Genomic DNA, 17,297 nt, shown 5'->3' on the forward strand with positions numbered 1-17,297 from the left:
GGGCCTCAGCGTGAACAGCTTGAGTGCGCTGCGTCGAAGCGTTCGTCATGCATCGGGTTGCGCGCGCGTTGCTCGCGGCTGGCAAGTGCGGTGCAAGTGCGTGCAAACGCGTTGCAAGCAGGTTGCACTGAGCCAATGAGCGGAACAGAATGATTGGGCTCCCTTCCGGCGGCCGCGCGCATTATCCGGCATAGCCGCACGAACCATGCGGAATCGGGCACGGCGCGGTCGTCGCGCAGTTCTCGCGCGGGTGCCGCACACATCGCGATGCATCGTGAGTATGTGGACATGGGAGGCGGTATGCGCGTACTGGTGGTCGGGGCGACAGGGCTCCTCGGCAAGGAAATCATCCAGCAGTTGTCTCCGAAGCATGATGTGATCGGCGCGAGCCGCAACGGCTCCGCACTTAAGGTGGACCTGTCCGACAAACAATCCATCATGGCAATGTACAACGAAGCGGGCCCGCTCGATGCAGTGATCTGCGTTGGCGGCACAGCAAAATTCGCACCGCTCGATGCACTTCAGGATAGCGATTTTGCATTCAGTCTCGACAACAAGCTGATGGGTCAGGTGAATCTGGTGCGCTGCGGCGCGCAGAAGATCAACCCGGGCGGCTCGGTCACGTTGACGAGCGGCATACTCGCGCAGCATCCGATGCCAGGCAGCGCGGCAGTCAGCATCGTCAATGCGGGCGTCGAAGCGTTTTGCCGCGCGGCCGCGCTTGAGTTGAAAGGGATGCTGCGCGTCAACGTGGTGAGTCCCGGATGGGTCGCGGAGACGTTGCAGCAGATGGGACGCGATCCGTCGGATGGCGTGCGTGCGTCGGTGGTCGCGCAGGCGTATCGCAAATGCGTCGACGAAGAGTTCACCGGGCAGATTGTGTCGGCCGCGCGCTGACCACGCGTCGGACCGGTCCCGTGGCGGAGGGGGGCGGATGGCCTGCGTCGAATGCCGACGCGCGAGGCGCCGATGACAGGCCTCGCGGATACCGTGCTGGTCGTCCATGCGGCGATCGTGCTGTTTATTGTCGGCGGACTTGTCGCGATCTGGCTTGGCGCGCTGTTCAACTGGCCGTGGGTGCGCGGCCGCGTGTTTCGCGGTGTGCATCTCGCGGCGATCGGCGTGGTCGCGCTGCTCGCGCTGTCCGGCATTGCTTGTCCGCTGACCGTGCTCGAAGACTGCCTGCGCAATGACGCCGGCGCGACGGAAGGTTTTATTCAACGCTGGGTCGGCCGCATGTTGTATTACGAATTGCCCGCCTGGGTGTTTACGGTCGCGTATGTCGCGTTCGCTGCGCTCGTTGCGTTGACGTGGCGGCTCGTTCCTCCCGCGCGACGCGTTCGTCGCGCATCGGCGCGCTCGCAGTGAGCCTGTCTCGATCGTGCGGCAGTTCGTTACGCGCGGGCAGGAACGCGGTGTGCGTCGCGGCATCGTCAGGATGCGTTCTGTGAACGCAACGCTTATCAGGAGGTCGTGATGAAATCGGAGCAGAGCAGTGCCAATCTGCGCGCGTTTGTGCAAACCGCGGAACATGCCGGTGGATTCGTCTGGGTGATTTCGCTGGTCGATTTCGATGCGCGAAACGTCCGGCGTGCGCTGGTTTCCGACGATACGTTCAGCACCGCGGCGGCTGCGAAAGATGCAGGCGAAGCGAGTCTGGCTGCGATGAGCGCGGACCGCTGACGCAACGTATTCCGCACGCGCGTTTCATGCCTCCCCGGCCCTTGTTTTCGCCTGTGGACGTACTAAGGTGGACTGTAGGACATAGGGCCGGAAGAGGAGGCGATCATGACAGCCACTCACACTGATGGCGGCTTGCCGTCGCCGGTATCGGTCGAAGCGGGCAGCTACCGCGTGTCCCGTCCGCAAAGCGCGAGCGACGTGATCGATCTGATCCGCCAGCATGACATTGTCATCGTCGACCTGAAGTTCACCGATCTGCCGGGCCTTTGGCAGCACTTTTCGATCATGCTGCCCGAAGTGCATGAAGACCTGTTCGATGCGGGTGTCGGTTTCGACGGCTCGTCGATCCGCGGCTTTCAGGAAATTCACGAATCGGACATGCTGCTGCGGCCGGACCCGGCCACTGCGTTTGTCGACCCGGTCTGCGAGACGCCGACGCTATCGCTGATCTGCGACGTCATCGATCCGGTTCTGCATCAGCCTTATTCACGCGATCCTCGCTATATCGCGAAGAAGGCCGAGACGTATCTGCGCCAGACGGGAATTGCGACGACCTGTTACTTCGGCCCCGAACTCGAATTCTTCGTGTTCGATTCGATCCGCTTCGGGCAGGACCCACATTGCGGGTATTACTTTGTTGAATCGGCCGAAGGCGACTGGACGACCGGGCGCGATGAAGGCGCGTACGGCGGCGGCAATCTCGGTTACAAGCAGCGCTATAAGGAAGGCTATTTCCCGACGCCGCCGCACGATACGCTGCAGGAAATCCGCTCGGAAATCGCGCTGACGCTGCAGCAGGCCGGCGTTCGTGTCGAAGTGCATCATCATGAAGTCGCAACCGCGGGACAAAACGAAATCGATCTGCGTTTTTCGACGCTGACGCGGATGGCCGACAACGTGATGGTCTACAAGTACGTGTGCAAGAATGTCGCGCGCCGGCATGGCAAGGTGGCGACCTTCATGCCGAAACCGCTGTTCGCGGACAACGCGAGCGGCATGCATTGCCATCAGAGCTTGTGGGACGACGAGCGCAATCTGTTTTACGACGCGAACGGCTGGGCGCTGACCTCGGAAATGTGCCGCTGGTATATCGGCGGATTGCTGCATCACGCGCCGGCGCTGATGGCATTCTGCGCGCCGACCACCAACTCGTATAAGCGCCTTGTGCCCGGTTACGAGGCGCCGGTGAATCTGGCGATGTCGCAACGCAATCGTTCGGCCGCGGCGCGCATTCCGATGTATTCGGATTCGCCGAGTGCGCGGCGTGTCGAGTTTCGTTGTCCGGATCCGTCAGCGAATGCGTATCTCGCGTTCGCGGCGATGTTGATGGCGGGCCTCGATGGGATCGAGAACCGGATCGATCCCGGCGACCCGCTCGACCGGAATATCTACGATTTACCGCCTGAAGAAGCGAGTGGAATCCGGCAGGTGCCTGGCTCGCTTGAAGCGGCGTTGGATGCGCTGGAGGCCGATCACGCTTTTCTGCGCAAAGGCGATGTGTTTACCGACGATGTGATTCAGACGTGGATTGACTTTAAGCGCCGGCATGAGGTCGATCCGATTCGCTTGCGGCCGCATCCGTGGGAGTTTTATCTGTATTTCGATGTGTGATGGGGCACCGCCGCATGCCATCGGCGGTTTCCTCGAGCGTGACGGTCGGCTGCACGCCGCCTGCGATGATCACATCGGGGCTGTTGCCGTACATCGCGCCGAACACGTTGCGCGGCAAGCGGGTTGCGAAAGCGGCGCCGTCGAACCGATGCCGGCGAGCCAGCCAATCGAGCTATCGATGCGACTCAGTGCAGTGACGATCTTCATCGCACTCGCGATATCGAACTCCAGGCCTGCGTGGCTGCGCGGCACGTACATACGGAACACGCCGATCGAACGCAGTGTGTGTACGAGATCGGTGGGCAGGCGCCGCTGCGCTTCAATCTGCGCCGCACACGCTTCCTGTCGCCACGGCATCGCAACCGACACGACGATGCGCGCGATGGTCAACCGCACGCAGTACGCGTGGGCGCTGCGAAAGACGAGCTGCTCGAATTCACGAAGGTGAAGAACATCAACGTGATGTTCGGGAATTGACTGGGCGTAGGCGGGCTGCGAGTTGGCCTGTGGCAAAGCGGGCTTTAAACGATGCCAATGGATGCTTTAAAGCCCGCTTTAAAGCGGGATTGCGGCTGACTGAAACCAAGTTGTCAGCTATATCAAAGCTTCGCCGCGCAAGTACAGGAAACTGTCACACAAAAAAAGCGCGGCGTGAGCCGCGCAATGCGTGGATATCCGCTGTCTACACGGATATTGTGAGGCGTTCCGACTCTAGCCGGGACAGTATTGTTCGGCTATTCACTCTGCGAAATTACTTATTCTGTTTTTCGCAATTATTGTTGCAGCGGTGAAATGAGGATCGGTGTGAATGTCCGTTTGCGCCTGGTTTATGGTGAATATTAGCGAAAACGACCTCTATTGTTTCATATATCGCCGTTCTCAATTGTTTGTATAGAAATAATGCATGATTTGCGCGTGTCGCACATCCGAGACGGCTCTTTTTGCCATTTTTTACATTAATTCTTTGCGCGGGTAGTCTCCGCTTCGCGTCCATTCAACTACAAGCGCAAGGAGCAATAATGAATCGCAAGACCTCCCTTACGGTCATGTCACTGGCGATGCTAGGAGCCGTCGGGACCGCACACGCGCAAAGCAGTGTCACTCTTTACGGCACGATCGACACGTCGCTGACCTATGTCAACCATGCGCAAGGCAGCGCGAATCTGTGGGCGCTGGGCAACTCCAGTGCCGGCAACCTGTCCGGCACGCGTTGGGGCCTCAAGGGCAGTGAAGACCTCGGTGGCGGTCTCGCGACGGTCTTCCAGCTGGAAAGCGGTTTTGATCCGTCGACGGGCAAATCGGGCCAGGGCGGACGCCTGTTCGGCCGTCAGGCGTTTGTCGGCCTGTCGAGCGGTGCGTACGGTACGGTTACGCTCGGCCGCCAGTACGATCCGCTGATCGACCTCGTTCAAGGCATCACCGCCGACAACTATTTCGGAAGCGCGTTCGCGACCGCGGGCGACGTCGACAACTACGACAACAGCTTCCGCGTGAACAACGCTGTCAAGTATGCGTCGCCGGTCTGGTCGGGCTTCCAGTTCGAAACGATGTACGCGTTCGGCGGCGTGGCCGGCACGGTCGGCTCGCAGCAGTCGTGGGCACTCGCGGCCGCGTATAACACTGGTCCGCTGTCGTTGGCAGCCGGCTACTTCTACGCGTCGAACAGCCCTGCTTCGGCTGGCGATCGCACTAGCTTCACGAGCACGTCGGACGGCACGTTCGACGGCCCGATCAACATCGGCTATCAGTCCGCTCACTCGCTTGCGATCGCACGCGTGGCTGGCCAGTATGTGTTCGGCCCGTTCACGGTCGGCGCCGGTTACAGCAACGCGCAATATCGTCGCGATGGTGCGTCGCAGTTCACCGAAAACCAGAAGTACAACACGGGCCAGGGCTTCTTCAACTGGCAGGCGACGCCGGCGATGCTGCTCGGCCTGGGTTATAGCTACACGAAGTCGAGCGGCGATACGTCGGCAAGCTATCACCAGGTGTCGATCGGCGCGGACTACTCGCTGTCGAAGCGCACGGACGTGTACATGACCGCCGCTTACCAGCACGCAAGCGGCGAAACCCGCCTCGTCAACGAAGACGGCACCACCTCGATCGCGGCGGCACAGGCGTCGATCGGTTCGTACGGCTACGCGGGCACCGGCACGCAGTCGATGGTGAACCTCGGTCTGCGCCACAAGTTCTAAGCATCGCTTCATGCAATACGGCGAACCGGCGTAGCGCCGTTCGCCGATAGAGCGGGCGAACTGCCTCTTTGGGCGGTCGTCCGCTTTTTTGTTTTCGTCCGTCGACCTCGCGAGTTAACTTTTGCGTGTGCGTAATGCCGGTAGAATGGCCGCGTCTGAAAGTGACGCGAGGTGCGGCGATGCGAACGGTCAAGGTTCAGCAGTTCACCGAAGAAGACGAAGAGTTCTTTGAACTCGGCGACGAAGCCGAAGTGATGGTGACCGACGAAGAATGGCGCCAGCTCGAAGAGGCGCAGGAAATCATCTGGATCGATCGGTTAGGCGGCTTTTACTGCGTCGTCGAATAGCTTTTGGAATTCGAGCGCATGACCTGAACAAAAACGACAGGGCGGCTTATGAGCCGCCCTGTTTCGTTCGTCTGATCGCGCTTCAGTGCCGGTCGAACGAGTACCGGCCGGGGCCCGTCACGGCCAGCAACAGCAGCCCGCCTATGATGCTGACGTTCTTGTAGAAGTTGACCATATTCACGTATTGCTCCGTGCCGGTTTGCGTCCAGAAGTGATGGCCGATCAGCGCGGTGCCGAGCGTATAGAGCGCGAGCAGTATCGCAAGCGGCCGCGTGAACAGCCCGACGGCGAGCAGAACGCCGACCCCCAGTTCCATCACGACAGCAATCGCGGCGGCCACCGCCGGAAGCGGCGCGCCGGTTGACGCCATATACGCTTGCGCCGCCGCGAAGCCGGTCAGCTTGCTCCAGCCGAACACGACGAACAGCACCATCAGCAGCACGCGAGCGACAAGCAGGATGGCATCGCGACGTTGGTCGATCAGATTTTGCATGGTTATTCCTCTCTTATAAAAATCGTGGGTTTGGGGGTGCGGCGTTGCCGCTTACGACCACAGTTCCGATACTTCGTTATTGCGCAAATCGAAAACGAGCACTTCCGCGTCGTCGCCTTCGCTGAAGCTCAGCGTGCGCTCGTTGCGAATCCGCGCGCCGTCGCCTTCGGTGAGCCGTACGCCGTTCACGGTCACCGCGCCGCGTGCGACATGCACATACGCGTAACGGTCCGCGTCGAGCTCGACGCTCGCCTGTTCAGCGCCATCGAGCAGGCCCGCATACACACGCGCGTCCTGGCGCAGTTCAAGCGATCCATCGGTGCCTTCCGGCGACAGCACGAGCCGCAACTTGCCGCGCTTCTCGTCCGCGGAGAAGTGCTGCTGCTGGTAGCGCGGCGTCGCGTTTTTCACCGACGGCGCGATCCAGATCTGCAGGAAGTGCACGAGCTCGTTGGCCGAGTGGTTGTACTCGCTGTGCGCGACACCGGTGCCGGCGCTCATCAGCTGTACGTCGCCAGGCACGATCACCGAGCCGGTGCCCATCGAGTCCTTGTGCTCGAGCGCGCCTTCCAGCACGTACGAAAAAATCTCCATGTCGCGGTGCGGATGCTTGCCGAAGCCACGGCCCGCGGCGACGCGGTCGTCATTAATCACGAGCAGGTCGGAGAAGCCGATTTGGTTCGGATCGTAGTAGTTCGCAAACGAAAACGTGTGACGCGAGCTGAGCCAGCCGTGCTCGGCGTGGCCGCGTTCATTGGCGTGTCTGATTTCAATCATTTTCGATCTCCGTTAGTGGGTCCGGCTTCGACTCGAGGCGTCGTTGCCTGACTCGGTGACGAAAGTTTAGGTCAATTCGGGAGGCTATAATCACGATGATATGAGATTAACTGTCACGCGTGAGTGGACAATAGCCGATTAAGGGCCGGATAAACGTCAATGCACCTCGATGATCTGAGAATCTTTGTCGCGACGGTCGACGCGCGCAGTTTCACGGCCGCGGCGGACCGCTTGCAGCTGTCGAAGCAGTTCGTCAGCCGCCGCGTGATGGCGCTCGAGGCGAGCCTCGGCGTGCGCTTGCTGGTGCGCAATACGCGCAAGCTCGCGGTCACCGATCTCGGCTACGAGTTCTACGAGCGGGCGACGCGCATCCTCGCGGATGTGGCCGACGCCGAGCAGGCGATGTCGTCGCGGCGCGCCTATCCGCGCGGGCTGCTGCGCGTCAGCGCGCCGCTGTCGTTCGGCATGGTCCATTTGTCGCCGCTGGTCGGCGCGTTTCTGAGCTCGAACCCGGAAGTGCGGATCGACATCGAACTGAGCGATCGGGTGGTCGATCTGGTCGGCGAGGGGTACGACATGGCGCTGCGTATCGGCACACTGGCCGATTCGACGCTGATCGCGCAAAAGCTCGCCGAATTCCGCATGATCGTCTGTTGCAGCCCCGTGTATCGCAACACGCGGCGGCCACCGGCGACGCCGGCTGAACTCGCGCGTCATCCGTGCCTGCTGTATGGCGAGGAAGCGCGCACCGGGTGGTCGTTCGTGACCGACGAGGCAGTGCAGACCTTCGAAGTGCATGGGCCGTTGCGCGCGAACAATGGCGAGGTGATTCGCGATGCGGCGATTGCGGGCGCGGGCGTCGCGTGGCTGCCGGAATTTATCGTTGCCGACGCGCTTGCGAGCGGCCAGCTGGTCACGCTACTCGAATCGTTCGAGTCGCCGCCCATCACGCTGTATGCGGTCTATCCGCAGCACCGTCAAAGCTCGGTGACGATACGCGCGTTCACGCAGTTTCTGCGCGAGCGGTTTGCGAAGGCGCTAGGTGGCTGATAACGCGCGCGTGGCGCGTCGGACGCGTGGCGCGGAAGGCCGCGCGGCGACGCGCGCCATCAGCCGTTGTGCATCGAATGGCGCGTCGCTTTTGCGGTCGTTGTCGAAGTAGCAGAACACATCGCGCGTCGCGCGTTTGCGCGGTTGCGTATCAGGTGCAATCAACCGCGCATCGGCCGGCTGTGCGCCGTGTGCCCATGCCCCGATGCGCTGCGCCCATTGGTCGAGCGCATCATCACTATAGGAACCTGCATAGCGCGCGTCTGTGCCATGCAACCGTAAATACACGAAATCAGCGGTCACATCGTCGACGTGCGGCCAGTCCTCCTTCGAATCGGAAACGACCAGCGCTGCGCCGTGCTTGCGCAGCAGCGCGACGAACCCAGCGTCGAGAAAACTGCGATCGCGAATCTCGATCGCATGCCGCAGGCGGCGCGGCCGGTCGATCGCGAGGTACGGTTCCCGCACGCGCTGATCGTGTTGCGTGGCAATGCGCAGCGCGTCTTCGGTGTTGCCGGGCAGCATCGCGAGAAAACGTTCGATGCGCGCCGGCTCGAAGCGGAAAGAAGGTGGGAATTGCCACAAGATGGGCCCCAGCTTGTCGTTGAGCGCAAGCAGCCCCTGTGCGAAAAAGTTCGCAAGACCCGCGTGCGCGGTCTCGTCGCGAAAGCGCAGCATGTGCGTCAGATAGCGCGCGCCCTTCACGCTGAACACAAAACCGTCGGGCGTCTGGTCGTACCACTGTCGATAACTCGCGGGCGATTGCAGGCTGTAGTGCGTGCCATTGATCTCGATCGTCCGCACCGCATGGGACGCGAAACGCAACTCGTCCGTCTGACGTAAGCCCTCAGGGTAGAAGTTGCCGCGCCATCCTTCGTATCGCCAGCCTGATATGCCAATGCGTATCCGTGCAGTCTGCTGCGTCACGATTGACTCCGGAAGTCGTGCTGTCGTCGGGAAGGCCGCAGCAGGCCTTGTTCCCGACGTTGCGCCGGGCTGCGCTTACTGCCGAGGCGGCGCTTCGCGCCGACATGGAACACGCATTGCGCATTGGCGATATGCGGCGACATATGGCGTCTATGCGGCGTCTACTGGACGCACGCGCGCCACGTTCTCCATGCAGCCGCCGCACGCATCCCGGGCATGCCGCTCGGCTACGACCCCCACAGGAGCCACGATGAGTACCGCAAACCAAGACGCAATCGCCCTTCTGACGGAAGACCATCGCTCGGTCGACAAGCTATTCGACGCGTTCGAGCGAGCCGCCGCCGACGACCTCGATGCCAAGGGCACATTGGCGCAACGCGCGTGCGAGAAGCTGACCGTCCATACGATCATCGAAGAGGAAATTCTTTATCCCGCAGCGCACGATGCACTTCGCGACCGTGACGTGATCGACGTCGATGAAGCGTATGTCGAGCATTTCCTCGTGAAAACGCTGATCGCGCGCTTCGATACGCTCAAGCCCGGACAGCGCGGCTTCGACGCAACTTTCAAAGTGCTAACGGAGATGGTGCGGCATCACGTCGAAGAGGAAGAGACGAGCCTGTTTCCGGAACTGCGTGACAGCGGCGTCGATCTCGCCGCGCTCGGCAGGAAACTCGCGGCAAAGAAGACACAACTGGAGGAGAAGCTGGAGGCGGCCGGCAGCCGGATGGTCGGCGACAAGACGTAGCGTTGCACGGCGGCATTGTCGTTCGTGCCTGTTCGACGCGCTCGCGGACCACGCCGCGGGCGCGTCCTGCACTCCTATAAATGTGCTGTGCGCAATACGTTAGAACAGTAAGCACTTTTCGAGAAATTCCTGGATAATGCGCGTACCTTGCGCGGGGGTGACCGAACGGCACGGCGCTAGCCTTGCCGCCGACGCGGGGTTGTTTTTCCAATACAAATCATGAGGGACAATCGTGGAACCAACCGATCGGGCCGGCCGTTCATGGCTCTGGCTTATCTTGCTGATCCCCTACGTCGCGTTGTTGTGGCTGCCTTTCTATAACGACATGCATCCAACGCTCGCCGGATTTCCGTTCTTTTACTGGTATCAGTTCCTGTGGGTTCCGCTCACGTCGCTGCTGATCTACATCGTCTACCGAGGCATCCGATGAGCGACCTGAACCCCGTCAATCCGGTTGCGATGACCGTCTTCATCGCTTTCTTCCTGCTCGTCACCGTAATGGGCTTCCTCGCGTCGCGGTGGAAGCGCGGCGATCTGAATCAACTGCACGAGTGGGGTCTCGGCGGTCGCCAGTTCGGCACGATCATTACGTGGTTCCTCGTCGGCGGCGACTTCTACACCGCCTATACCGTGATCGCAGTGCCGGCACTCGTCTATTCGGTCGGCGCGTACGGCTTCTTTGCATTGCCGTATACGATCATCGTGTATCCGTTCGTGTTCGCCGTGATGCCGAAGCTGTGGAAAGTCGCGCACGCGAAGAATCACATCACCGCGGCCGACTACGTGCACGGCGAGTATGGCGGCAAGTGGTTCCCGGCGGCGGTCGCGCTGACCGGTATCGTCGCGACGATGCCGTATATCGCGCTGCAACTGGTCGGCATGCAGGTCGTGATCAAGGGCCTTGGCGTGTCCGGCGAACTGCCGCTCGTGATCGCGTTCGTGATTCTCGCGCTGTATACGTACACGAGCGGCCTGCGCGCGCCCGCGATGATCGCGTTCGTCAAGGACATCATGATCTACATCGTGGTGATCGCGGCGGTGTGGCTGATTCCGCTGAAACTCGGCGGCTACGCGCATGTGTTCGAGGCGGCCGACCTGCACTTCCAGGCGAAAGGCGGCGCGACCGGCATTCTGCTGAAGCCGACGCAATACACCGCGTTCGCATCGCTCGCGCTCGGCTCGGCTCTCGCGGCCTTCATGTACCCACATACGATGACCGCGGTGCTGTCGTCGGCGTCGCCGCAGACGGTGCGCAAGAACGCGATCTTCCTGCCGGCGTATACGCTTCTGCTCGGCCTGATCGCGCTGCTCGGCTATATGGCGATTGCCGCTGGCGTGAACGTGAAGTCGGCTTCGGATGTCGTGCCGACGCTGTTCGGCAAGCTGTTCCCGTCGTGGTTCGTCGGCTTCGCCGCGGCCGCGATCGCGATCAGCGCACTGGTGCCGGCCGCGATCATGTCTATTGGCGCAGCGAACCTGTTCACGCGCAACCTGTGGCGTCCGCTGGTTTCGCCGAACATGAGCGGGCCGCAGGAAGCATCGACCGCGAAGTTCGTGTCGCTGGCCGTGAAGTTCGGCGCGCTGCTGTTTATCGTGTTCCTGCCGACGCAATACGCAATCGACCTGCAACTGCTCGGTGGCGTGTGGATTCTGCAGATCTTCCCGGCCATCGTGTTTACGCTGTACACGCGACGCCTGAACACGGCGGGGCTGTTCCTCGGCTGGCTGGTCGGCATCGTGCTCGGCACCGGGCTCGCAATCGAGCAGGGGCTCAAGCCGGTGTTTACCGTGCATGTCGGCGACGCGAGCTGGCCGTTGTATATCGGCCTGATCGCGCTCGCGGCGAATATCGTCGTCACGTTCGTTGTGTCGGTGGTGACGCCGAAGCGCGCGGTGGTGAGCGCGCGCGCTTAAGCGAGCACGGCGTTCGCGGCGTACCGGCTGATCTCTCGCGGCCGGCGCGCTACGTTCCCGCTAGTGCTTTGAATCGCAGCCGCCTTCGGGCGGCTGCTTGCATTTTGGCGCGACGGCTTTCGCGTGTCGGCGCGGCTGTCGCGTCGGGTGCGTTGCGCGCTGCGATGACCCGACCGTTCACGTCAAAACGCGGCCCTATGGGGGCTGGTTTGGTACGATGCAGCCTTTTCTGCCGACGGTAAGCCCGCGTGAAACGATCCATCGCGCCATTCGTCCGCAATCTGTGCGCGACGACGGGCGCTTTCCTCAAGCCCTATGCAATGCGCGCGCTCGAGCGCGTGCGTCATCCGACGCGGCGTGGTGTCGCGCTGACGCTCGCCGCCGTGCCCGCGCTGGTGCTGTTGTACGTGCTGGTGCTGATTCCGTTTACGCCGGGCATCGGCGACATTCGCAAGGCGAAGCTCGAGCAGCCGGCCCAGGTGATATCCGCGGACGGCAAGCTGCTCGCGACGTTCAAGCCGTCGAACCGCGAGTGGGTCAAGCTGACCGACATTTCGCCGCATGTGATCGACGCGCTGATTTCGACCGAAGACCATCGCTTCTACGAACATCACGGGATCGACTGGAAGCGCACGGCGTCCGCTGCGCTGCAAACGTTTTCCGGCGACCGCCAGGGCGGCTCGACGATCACGCAGCAACTGGCGCGCAATCTGTATCCCGACGAAATCGGCCGCGCGCCGACGCTCACACGCAAGATCAAGGAAGCGATCACCGCATTCAAGATCGAAGCGGTCTATACGAAGAGCGAGATTCTCGAAACCTATCTGAACACGGTGCCGTTCCTGTACAACGCGTATGGGATCGAAATGGCCGCCCGCACGTACTTCGATAAATCGGCTCATGACTTGACGGTGCTCGAAAGCGCGACGCTGATCGGCATGCTGAAGGGCAATAGCTACTACAACCCGGTGATCAACCCGGACCGCGCGTTGCAGCGCCGCAATATCGTGCTCGCGCAGATGGTGAAGTACCAGCGGCTCGCGCCGGCGACGTATCAGACGCTGCAACGGCGGTCGCTGGCGATCGATTTCGAGCGGCAGACCGAGCCGCCGGGTCCGGCGCCGCATTTCGCGCAGCAGTTGCGCAAGTGGCTGATCGGGTGGGCCGACGCGAACGACTACAACATCTATTCGGATGGCCTCGTCGTGCGCACCACGATCGATTCGCGTCTGCAGACGATGGCGACCCAGGCGCTCAGCTGGCAAGGCAACCAGTTGCAGTCGATCGCGAATTCGGTCTGGGGCACGCGCAACGCGTGTGCCGCGCACAAGGACGTATTCAATGCATTCGTGCGCGAAACGCCCGAGTATCGCGACGCAAAGCAATCGGGTCTCGCCGACGATGCGGCGCTGAAACAGGTCGAATCCGACCGGCATCTGATGCAGAAGCTGTGCGACGACAAAACGCGCGTGCAGGCCGCGTTTGTCGCGATCGATCCGCGCAATGGACAGATCAAGGCGTGGGTGGGCAGCCGCGACTTCGGCGACGATCCGTACGACCATGTATCGCAGGCGCGGCGCCAGCCGGGCTCGACGTTCAAGCCATTCGTGTACGGCGCCGCGTTCGAAAACGGCGCGAAGCCCGACGATACGTTCGTCGATCAGCCGGTCGAGATCACGCTCGCCGGTGGGGAAATCTGGAAGCCAACCGACGACACGCCGCCCAGCGGCCGGCCGGTGACGCTGCGCGATGCGCTCGCGTATTCGAAGAACCGGATTACCGCGCAATTGATGGAGGAGGTCGGCCCGTCGAAGGTCGCGCGTCTCGCGTATGCGATGGGCGTGCGCGATAGCCGGCTCGACGCGGTGCCGTCGCTCGCGCTTGGCACGAGCCCGGTGACGCTGAAGGAAATGGTGTCTTCATACGGCACGATCGCGGATCGCGGCGCGTATGTCGCGCCGATGTTCGCTACCCGGATCGAAGATCGCGCGGGCAACGTGCTGGCCGAATTCCAGCCCGCGCGTGCCGAACAGACGCTGCCGCCGATCGCCGCGCAAACGCTGCTCGATGTGATGCGCGACGTGGTCGACAAAGGGACGGGCTCGGCGATTCGCACGCGCTTCGGGATTCGTGCGGACGTCGCAGGAAAAACCGGCACCACGCAGGACGATGCGGACGGCTGGTTCATCCTGATGCATCCGCAACTGGTGGCGGGCGCGTGGGTCGGCTTCAACGATAGCCGCGTGACGCTGCGCAGCGACTATTGGGGGCAGGGCGCGCATAGTGCGTTGCCGATCGTCGGCGATTTCTTCCAGCGGGCGCTGCGCTCGCGGCTTGTCGATCCGCGCGCGAAGTTCGTCGAGGAACCGGAAACGAGCGTGTTTGCTTCATTGCGCGCGACGTTGGATGGGTGGTGGACGCGTCTGTTCGGTGAGCAGAAGAAACCGGCGTCGCTGAAGGAAAAGGAAGGTTCACGTACGCCAAGGCGCACGACAGCGCAGGCGCTTGCACCGTCACCGGCACCATCGCCCGCGCCTGCGCTTGCGGAGCCGCGCGATGGCGAACCCGCGCAGATCGTCACGCCACACGGCGCTTCGATGCCGCCGCTGTTGTCGCCGCCGGGTAGCCATGGCGCGCAGGGTGCGGCGTCCGCGAGCGGCACGGCCGTGGCGGGAGCGCCGCCCGGATCGCAGTCCACTTCGGCGCTGCAGGCTGGCGCCGCGCCGGGCACGCCGCCCACCCCGCAGACGTCGCTCGATCAATGGATCGATCAGCGCATGAATACACCGGACGCAGGCGCGTCGCGGACGCCCGCAAGCGGCCCTGTCGCACCTCAATGAGCCGTCGCAAAGCGACGCCGCCTCGTGGGCGGGTTCGCCACGTGGCCAGGGCTGGCCGGGGCTGACTTATGTGAGCTCGAACCCGCCTCCGGAACTGGCGGACCCAGGATCGTGGCGGTTGAGCAGACGAATCATCGTTAGCGCATTGCGTTGCGCGGAGTCTTCGAAACAGTTATTGAACACCACATCCGTGCGATCGACCCGTTTGGCGATTTCGCGAATCGGAAGGGTCAACTGCTCGAGCTCTTCGTCGCTGTAGTCGTAGTTAAAACGCCCGGCCGCCGTGGTGCTGCCAGACCACGTTTCCGCGTTGCGGCCGTGCAACCGTACGATCGCGAGGCGCGCCGACGTAGCTTCCCACACCGTATGCGCGCGCGTCGTCACATCCGGCGCATCCATCACGACGTGAACCAGCCCGCGCTCGCGTTCGAACGCGAGTGTCCACGCGCGGTGGCGATCGTCGAACCAGCTCGCGTTGCGAAACTCGAATGCGGTCAGATAAGGCGCCATCCGGTCCGCGCAATGCGCGACGTGCGCGTGATCGCGACGCGCGGTGGTGACCCACGGCGCGAACTGGAACAGCACCGCGCCGAGCTTGCCGGCCACGCGCAGCGGCTCGAGCGCCTCAAAAAAGCGCCGCCAGAGTTCGTCGACGATGTCGGGTGGCAGGTCGCGGTAGTACAGGTTCTTCTTGCCGGTTTGCGGCAGCGCCTGCTGGATATCCGGCGGAAAGAACTTCGGCTCGGTTTGATGCCCGGTAAACAGCCGGAATGCCTTCATGTTGAACGTGAAGCCCGGCGGCGTGCGCTGCGCCCACAGCGCGCTGTTGGCCGCGCTGGGCATCGCGTAGTACGACGCATCGACTTCGACCATCGGAAAATGTTCGGCGTAGAAGCGCAGCCGCGCCTCGGCGCTCGTGCAGCCCTTCGGATAAAACCGGCCGGATTTGATCAGCGTGGCGTCGGTCCACGACGCGGTACCGACTTCGATCGACATGTTGCAGCGCTCCATGGGCCCGAAAATCGTCTTTGCATGGTACTGCGCCGCGTGCCCGTGCGGGCGACGCAGGTTTGCCGGCAGGGAGGCCTGGCCAACGCCGCGGCCGCAAGCCGATGATTCGCGTGCACAGGCCCTATAATCACACAGGTCATTTCAATGGCTATCCGCTGCACGACGACCAACAACAACGGAGAAGCGCATGAAGGGCAGCACCATCGCGGAACGGGAAGCCGTCGGCCGGGCCGCGCGCGAGCGATCGAAGCGCTCGAGCCATCGCGCGGTCGGCGAGATTCGCCGCGACCCGCTCGAACTGATCCGGCAAAGCAGCGAGGGCCGCATCCGCAAGCTGGTCGCGCTGCGCTATGGCCGCATGGCCGCCTCGCCGCTCGCCTTCCTGCGCGGCAGCGCCATCCTGCAGGCGCACGATCTGGGCCAGGTGCCGCATACAGACCTTGTACTGCCGATCTGCGGCGATAGCCATCTGCTGAATTTCGGCGGCTTCTCGACGCCCGACCGTCAGCTGGTCTTCGATGTCAACGATTTCGACGAAGTCTCGCATGGCCCGTTCGAGTGGGACCTGAAGCGGTTGGTCGCAAGCTTCGCGGTGACCGCGCGGCAACTGGGCTTTAGCCGCGGCGCCGCGCACGATGCGGTGATGTCGGCGGTGCTGCAGTATCGCGACCGGGTCGCGCAATACGCGCAAAGCGGCACGCTCGAGCTCTGGTACGAGCGCATCACATTCGACCGGATGATCGAAGCGGTGCTGGCGCCCGAGGGCCGCCGCCGGATCCGGCGCGGCATGGAAAAGGCGGCCGGCCGCATCCACGAAGGCATGCTCGACAAGGTCGTGGAGCGCGTCGACGACCGCCTGGTCATGCGCGACCTGCCGGGTCTTTTCCACGTGCATGTCGGCGATACGCTATTTACGTCTGAAGATGACGGCGTCCGTATCGGCGACGGGCACAAGCTGATCGACGGCGCGTATGCCGACTATCTGCAGACGCTGCCGCCGGACCGGCGCGAACTGCTCGCGCAGTTCACGATTCAGGATTTCTCCTTTAAGGTGGCCGGAATCGGCAGTCTCGGCGCGCGCTGCTTCGTGCTGCTAGCCACCGATCCTTCCGGCAAGCCGCTGTTCCTGCAACTGAAGGAGGCGCTGCCTTCGGTGGTCGCGCGCTTCTTCAAGTCGAAGGAGCCGCGCCACGAAGGCGAGCGCGTGGTGCGCGCGCAGCAGATGCTGCAGGCGACCAGCGATATTTTTCTCGGCTGGGCAACCGGGCCAGGCGGCCGTCCGTTTTATGTGCGGCAACTGTTCGATATGAAGATGTCACCGAATCTCGAACACGTCGACACCGAACTGCTCAATGGCTATGCGCGTGTATGCGGCTGGGCGCTGGCGCGCGCGCATGCGCGGGCGAGCGGCAAGGCGATCGAAATTGCCGCCTACATCGGACGCAACGATCAATTCGCCGAGGCGCTGGCCGACTACGCGTTCGCATATGCGGACCAGGTCGAGCGCGACTACGATGCGTTTCTGAAAGCATGCCGCAGCGGCGCGCTCGACGCGCGTACTGACGAAGACATGGCCGCCGACTTCCGCGTGTAGGGATCGACGTACGGATCACATACGGAACGCAAGGCGCGAACCGGGGGAGCCACGGCACGCTGTGCCGTTCAGCCACGACACGTGGCATCACTGACGAGGGAGGTGCA

The 17,297-nt window shown here is 62.6% G+C and carries 17 protein-coding genes; 12 read left to right on the forward strand and 5 right to left on the reverse strand.

Annotated elements, in window-relative coordinates; genetic code table 11:
* Positions 1-300: 300 nt before the first annotated feature.
* From BX592_RS02665 to glnA, 4 genes are all read left to right on the forward strand, one after another.
* Complete coding sequence (locus BX592_RS02665) at positions 301-897, forward strand: short chain dehydrogenase (protein ID WP_134190357.1); 597 nt, start codon at positions 301-303, stop codon at positions 895-897.
* 72 nt (positions 898-969) lie between these two features.
* Positions 970-1,368: a DUF2784 domain-containing protein gene (locus tag BX592_RS02670; protein WP_134190108.1), complete on the forward strand. Its 399-nt coding sequence runs from the start codon at positions 970-972 to the stop codon at positions 1,366-1,368.
* A 108-nt stretch (positions 1,369-1,476) separates the two neighbouring features.
* Positions 1,477-1,683: a hypothetical protein gene (locus tag BX592_RS02675; RefSeq protein ID WP_134190109.1), complete on the forward strand. Its 207-nt coding sequence runs from the start codon at positions 1,477-1,479 to the stop codon at positions 1,681-1,683.
* Between the two features lie 105 nt (positions 1,684-1,788).
* On the forward strand, positions 1,789-3,294 hold the full coding sequence (gene glnA, locus BX592_RS02680) for a type I glutamate--ammonia ligase (RefSeq protein WP_134190110.1): 1,506 nt from the start codon (positions 1,789-1,791) through the stop codon (positions 3,292-3,294).
* A 69-nt stretch (positions 3,295-3,363) separates the two neighbouring features.
* Here glnA and BX592_RS02685 read toward each other — a convergent pair whose 3' ends face one another.
* Entirely contained in the window at positions 3,364-3,690 is a 327-nt protein-coding gene (locus BX592_RS02685) for an acyl-CoA dehydrogenase family protein (protein ID WP_134190111.1), read from the reverse strand.
* A 623-nt stretch (positions 3,691-4,313) separates the two neighbouring features.
* On the opposite strand from BX592_RS02685, the gene BX592_RS02690 reads away from it, so the two are divergent.
* Together BX592_RS02690 and BX592_RS33705 are read left to right on the forward strand one after the other, a co-directional pair.
* Positions 4,314-5,489 carry a porin gene (locus BX592_RS02690; RefSeq protein WP_134190112.1) on the forward strand — a complete coding sequence of 392 codons (1,176 nt, stop codon included), beginning with the start codon at positions 4,314-4,316 and terminating at the stop codon, positions 5,487-5,489.
* 179 nt (positions 5,490-5,668) lie between these two features.
* Positions 5,669-5,836, forward strand: coding sequence for a hypothetical protein (locus BX592_RS33705; RefSeq protein WP_166676297.1), 168 nt, complete (start codon positions 5,669-5,671; stop codon positions 5,834-5,836).
* Between the two features lie 82 nt (positions 5,837-5,918).
* On the opposite strand, the gene BX592_RS02695 is transcribed toward BX592_RS33705, so the two are convergent.
* Both BX592_RS02695 and BX592_RS02700 read right to left on the reverse strand, forming a co-directional pair.
* Entirely contained in the window at positions 5,919-6,329 is a 411-nt protein-coding gene (locus tag BX592_RS02695) for a DoxX family protein (RefSeq protein ID WP_134190113.1), read from the reverse strand.
* A 51-nt stretch (positions 6,330-6,380) separates the two neighbouring features.
* The gene (locus BX592_RS02700; protein WP_134190114.1) at positions 6,381-7,106 is read right to left on the reverse strand and encodes a pirin family protein; all 726 of its coding nucleotides are present in this window, start codon (positions 7,104-7,106) and stop codon (positions 6,381-6,383) included.
* 159 nt (positions 7,107-7,265) lie between these two features.
* On the opposite strand from BX592_RS02700, the gene BX592_RS02705 reads away from it, so the two are divergent.
* Positions 7,266-8,156, forward strand: a complete 891-nt coding sequence (locus tag BX592_RS02705; RefSeq protein WP_134190115.1) for a LysR family transcriptional regulator — start codon at positions 7,266-7,268, stop codon at positions 8,154-8,156.
* Here the strand turns inward: BX592_RS02705 and BX592_RS02710 are convergent.
* A complete protein-coding gene (locus BX592_RS02710; RefSeq protein ID WP_134190116.1) occupies positions 8,145-9,083 on the reverse strand; it encodes a DUF72 domain-containing protein in 939 nt (312 codons plus the stop codon). The genes BX592_RS02705 and BX592_RS02710 overlap by 12 nt on opposite strands.
* Positions 9,084-9,333: 250 nt before the next feature.
* Between BX592_RS02710 and BX592_RS02715 the strand changes: the two genes are divergently transcribed.
* The 4 genes from BX592_RS02715 (at position 9,334) to BX592_RS02730 (ending at position 14,585) form a co-directional block, all read left to right on the forward strand.
* Complete coding sequence (locus tag BX592_RS02715) at positions 9,334-9,831, forward strand: hemerythrin domain-containing protein (protein ID WP_134190117.1); 498 nt, start codon at positions 9,334-9,336, stop codon at positions 9,829-9,831.
* Between the two features lie 232 nt (positions 9,832-10,063).
* Positions 10,064-10,261 (forward strand): DUF3311 domain-containing protein, encoded by a 198-nt coding sequence (locus tag BX592_RS02720; protein ID WP_134190118.1) that lies wholly within the window; start codon positions 10,064-10,066, stop codon positions 10,259-10,261.
* On the forward strand, positions 10,258-11,745 hold the full coding sequence (gene mctP / locus BX592_RS02725; protein ID WP_134190119.1) for a monocarboxylate uptake permease MctP: 1,488 nt from the start codon (positions 10,258-10,260) through the stop codon (positions 11,743-11,745). Before BX592_RS02720 ends, mctP begins: the two co-directional genes overlap by 4 nt.
* A 248-nt stretch (positions 11,746-11,993) precedes the next feature.
* On the forward strand, positions 11,994-14,585 hold the full coding sequence (locus BX592_RS02730; RefSeq protein WP_377681602.1) for a penicillin-binding protein 1A: 2,592 nt from the start codon (positions 11,994-11,996) through the stop codon (positions 14,583-14,585).
* Positions 14,586-14,651: 66 nt separating this feature from the next.
* Here BX592_RS02730 and BX592_RS02735 read toward each other — a convergent pair whose 3' ends face one another.
* Entirely contained in the window at positions 14,652-15,581 is a 930-nt protein-coding gene (locus BX592_RS02735) for a DUF72 domain-containing protein (RefSeq protein ID WP_134190120.1), read from the reverse strand.
* Positions 15,582-15,783: 202 nt separating this feature from the next.
* On the opposite strand from BX592_RS02735, the gene BX592_RS02740 reads away from it, so the two are divergent.
* A complete protein-coding gene (locus BX592_RS02740; RefSeq protein ID WP_134190121.1) occupies positions 15,784-17,190 on the forward strand; it encodes a DUF2252 domain-containing protein in 1,407 nt (468 codons plus the stop codon).
* Positions 17,191-17,297 lie beyond the last annotated feature (107 nt).

It is taken from the genome of Paraburkholderia rhizosphaerae (genome assembly GCF_004366595.1).
In the GTDB taxonomy this organism is placed as follows: domain Bacteria; phylum Pseudomonadota; class Gammaproteobacteria; order Burkholderiales; family Burkholderiaceae; genus Paraburkholderia; species Paraburkholderia rhizosphaerae.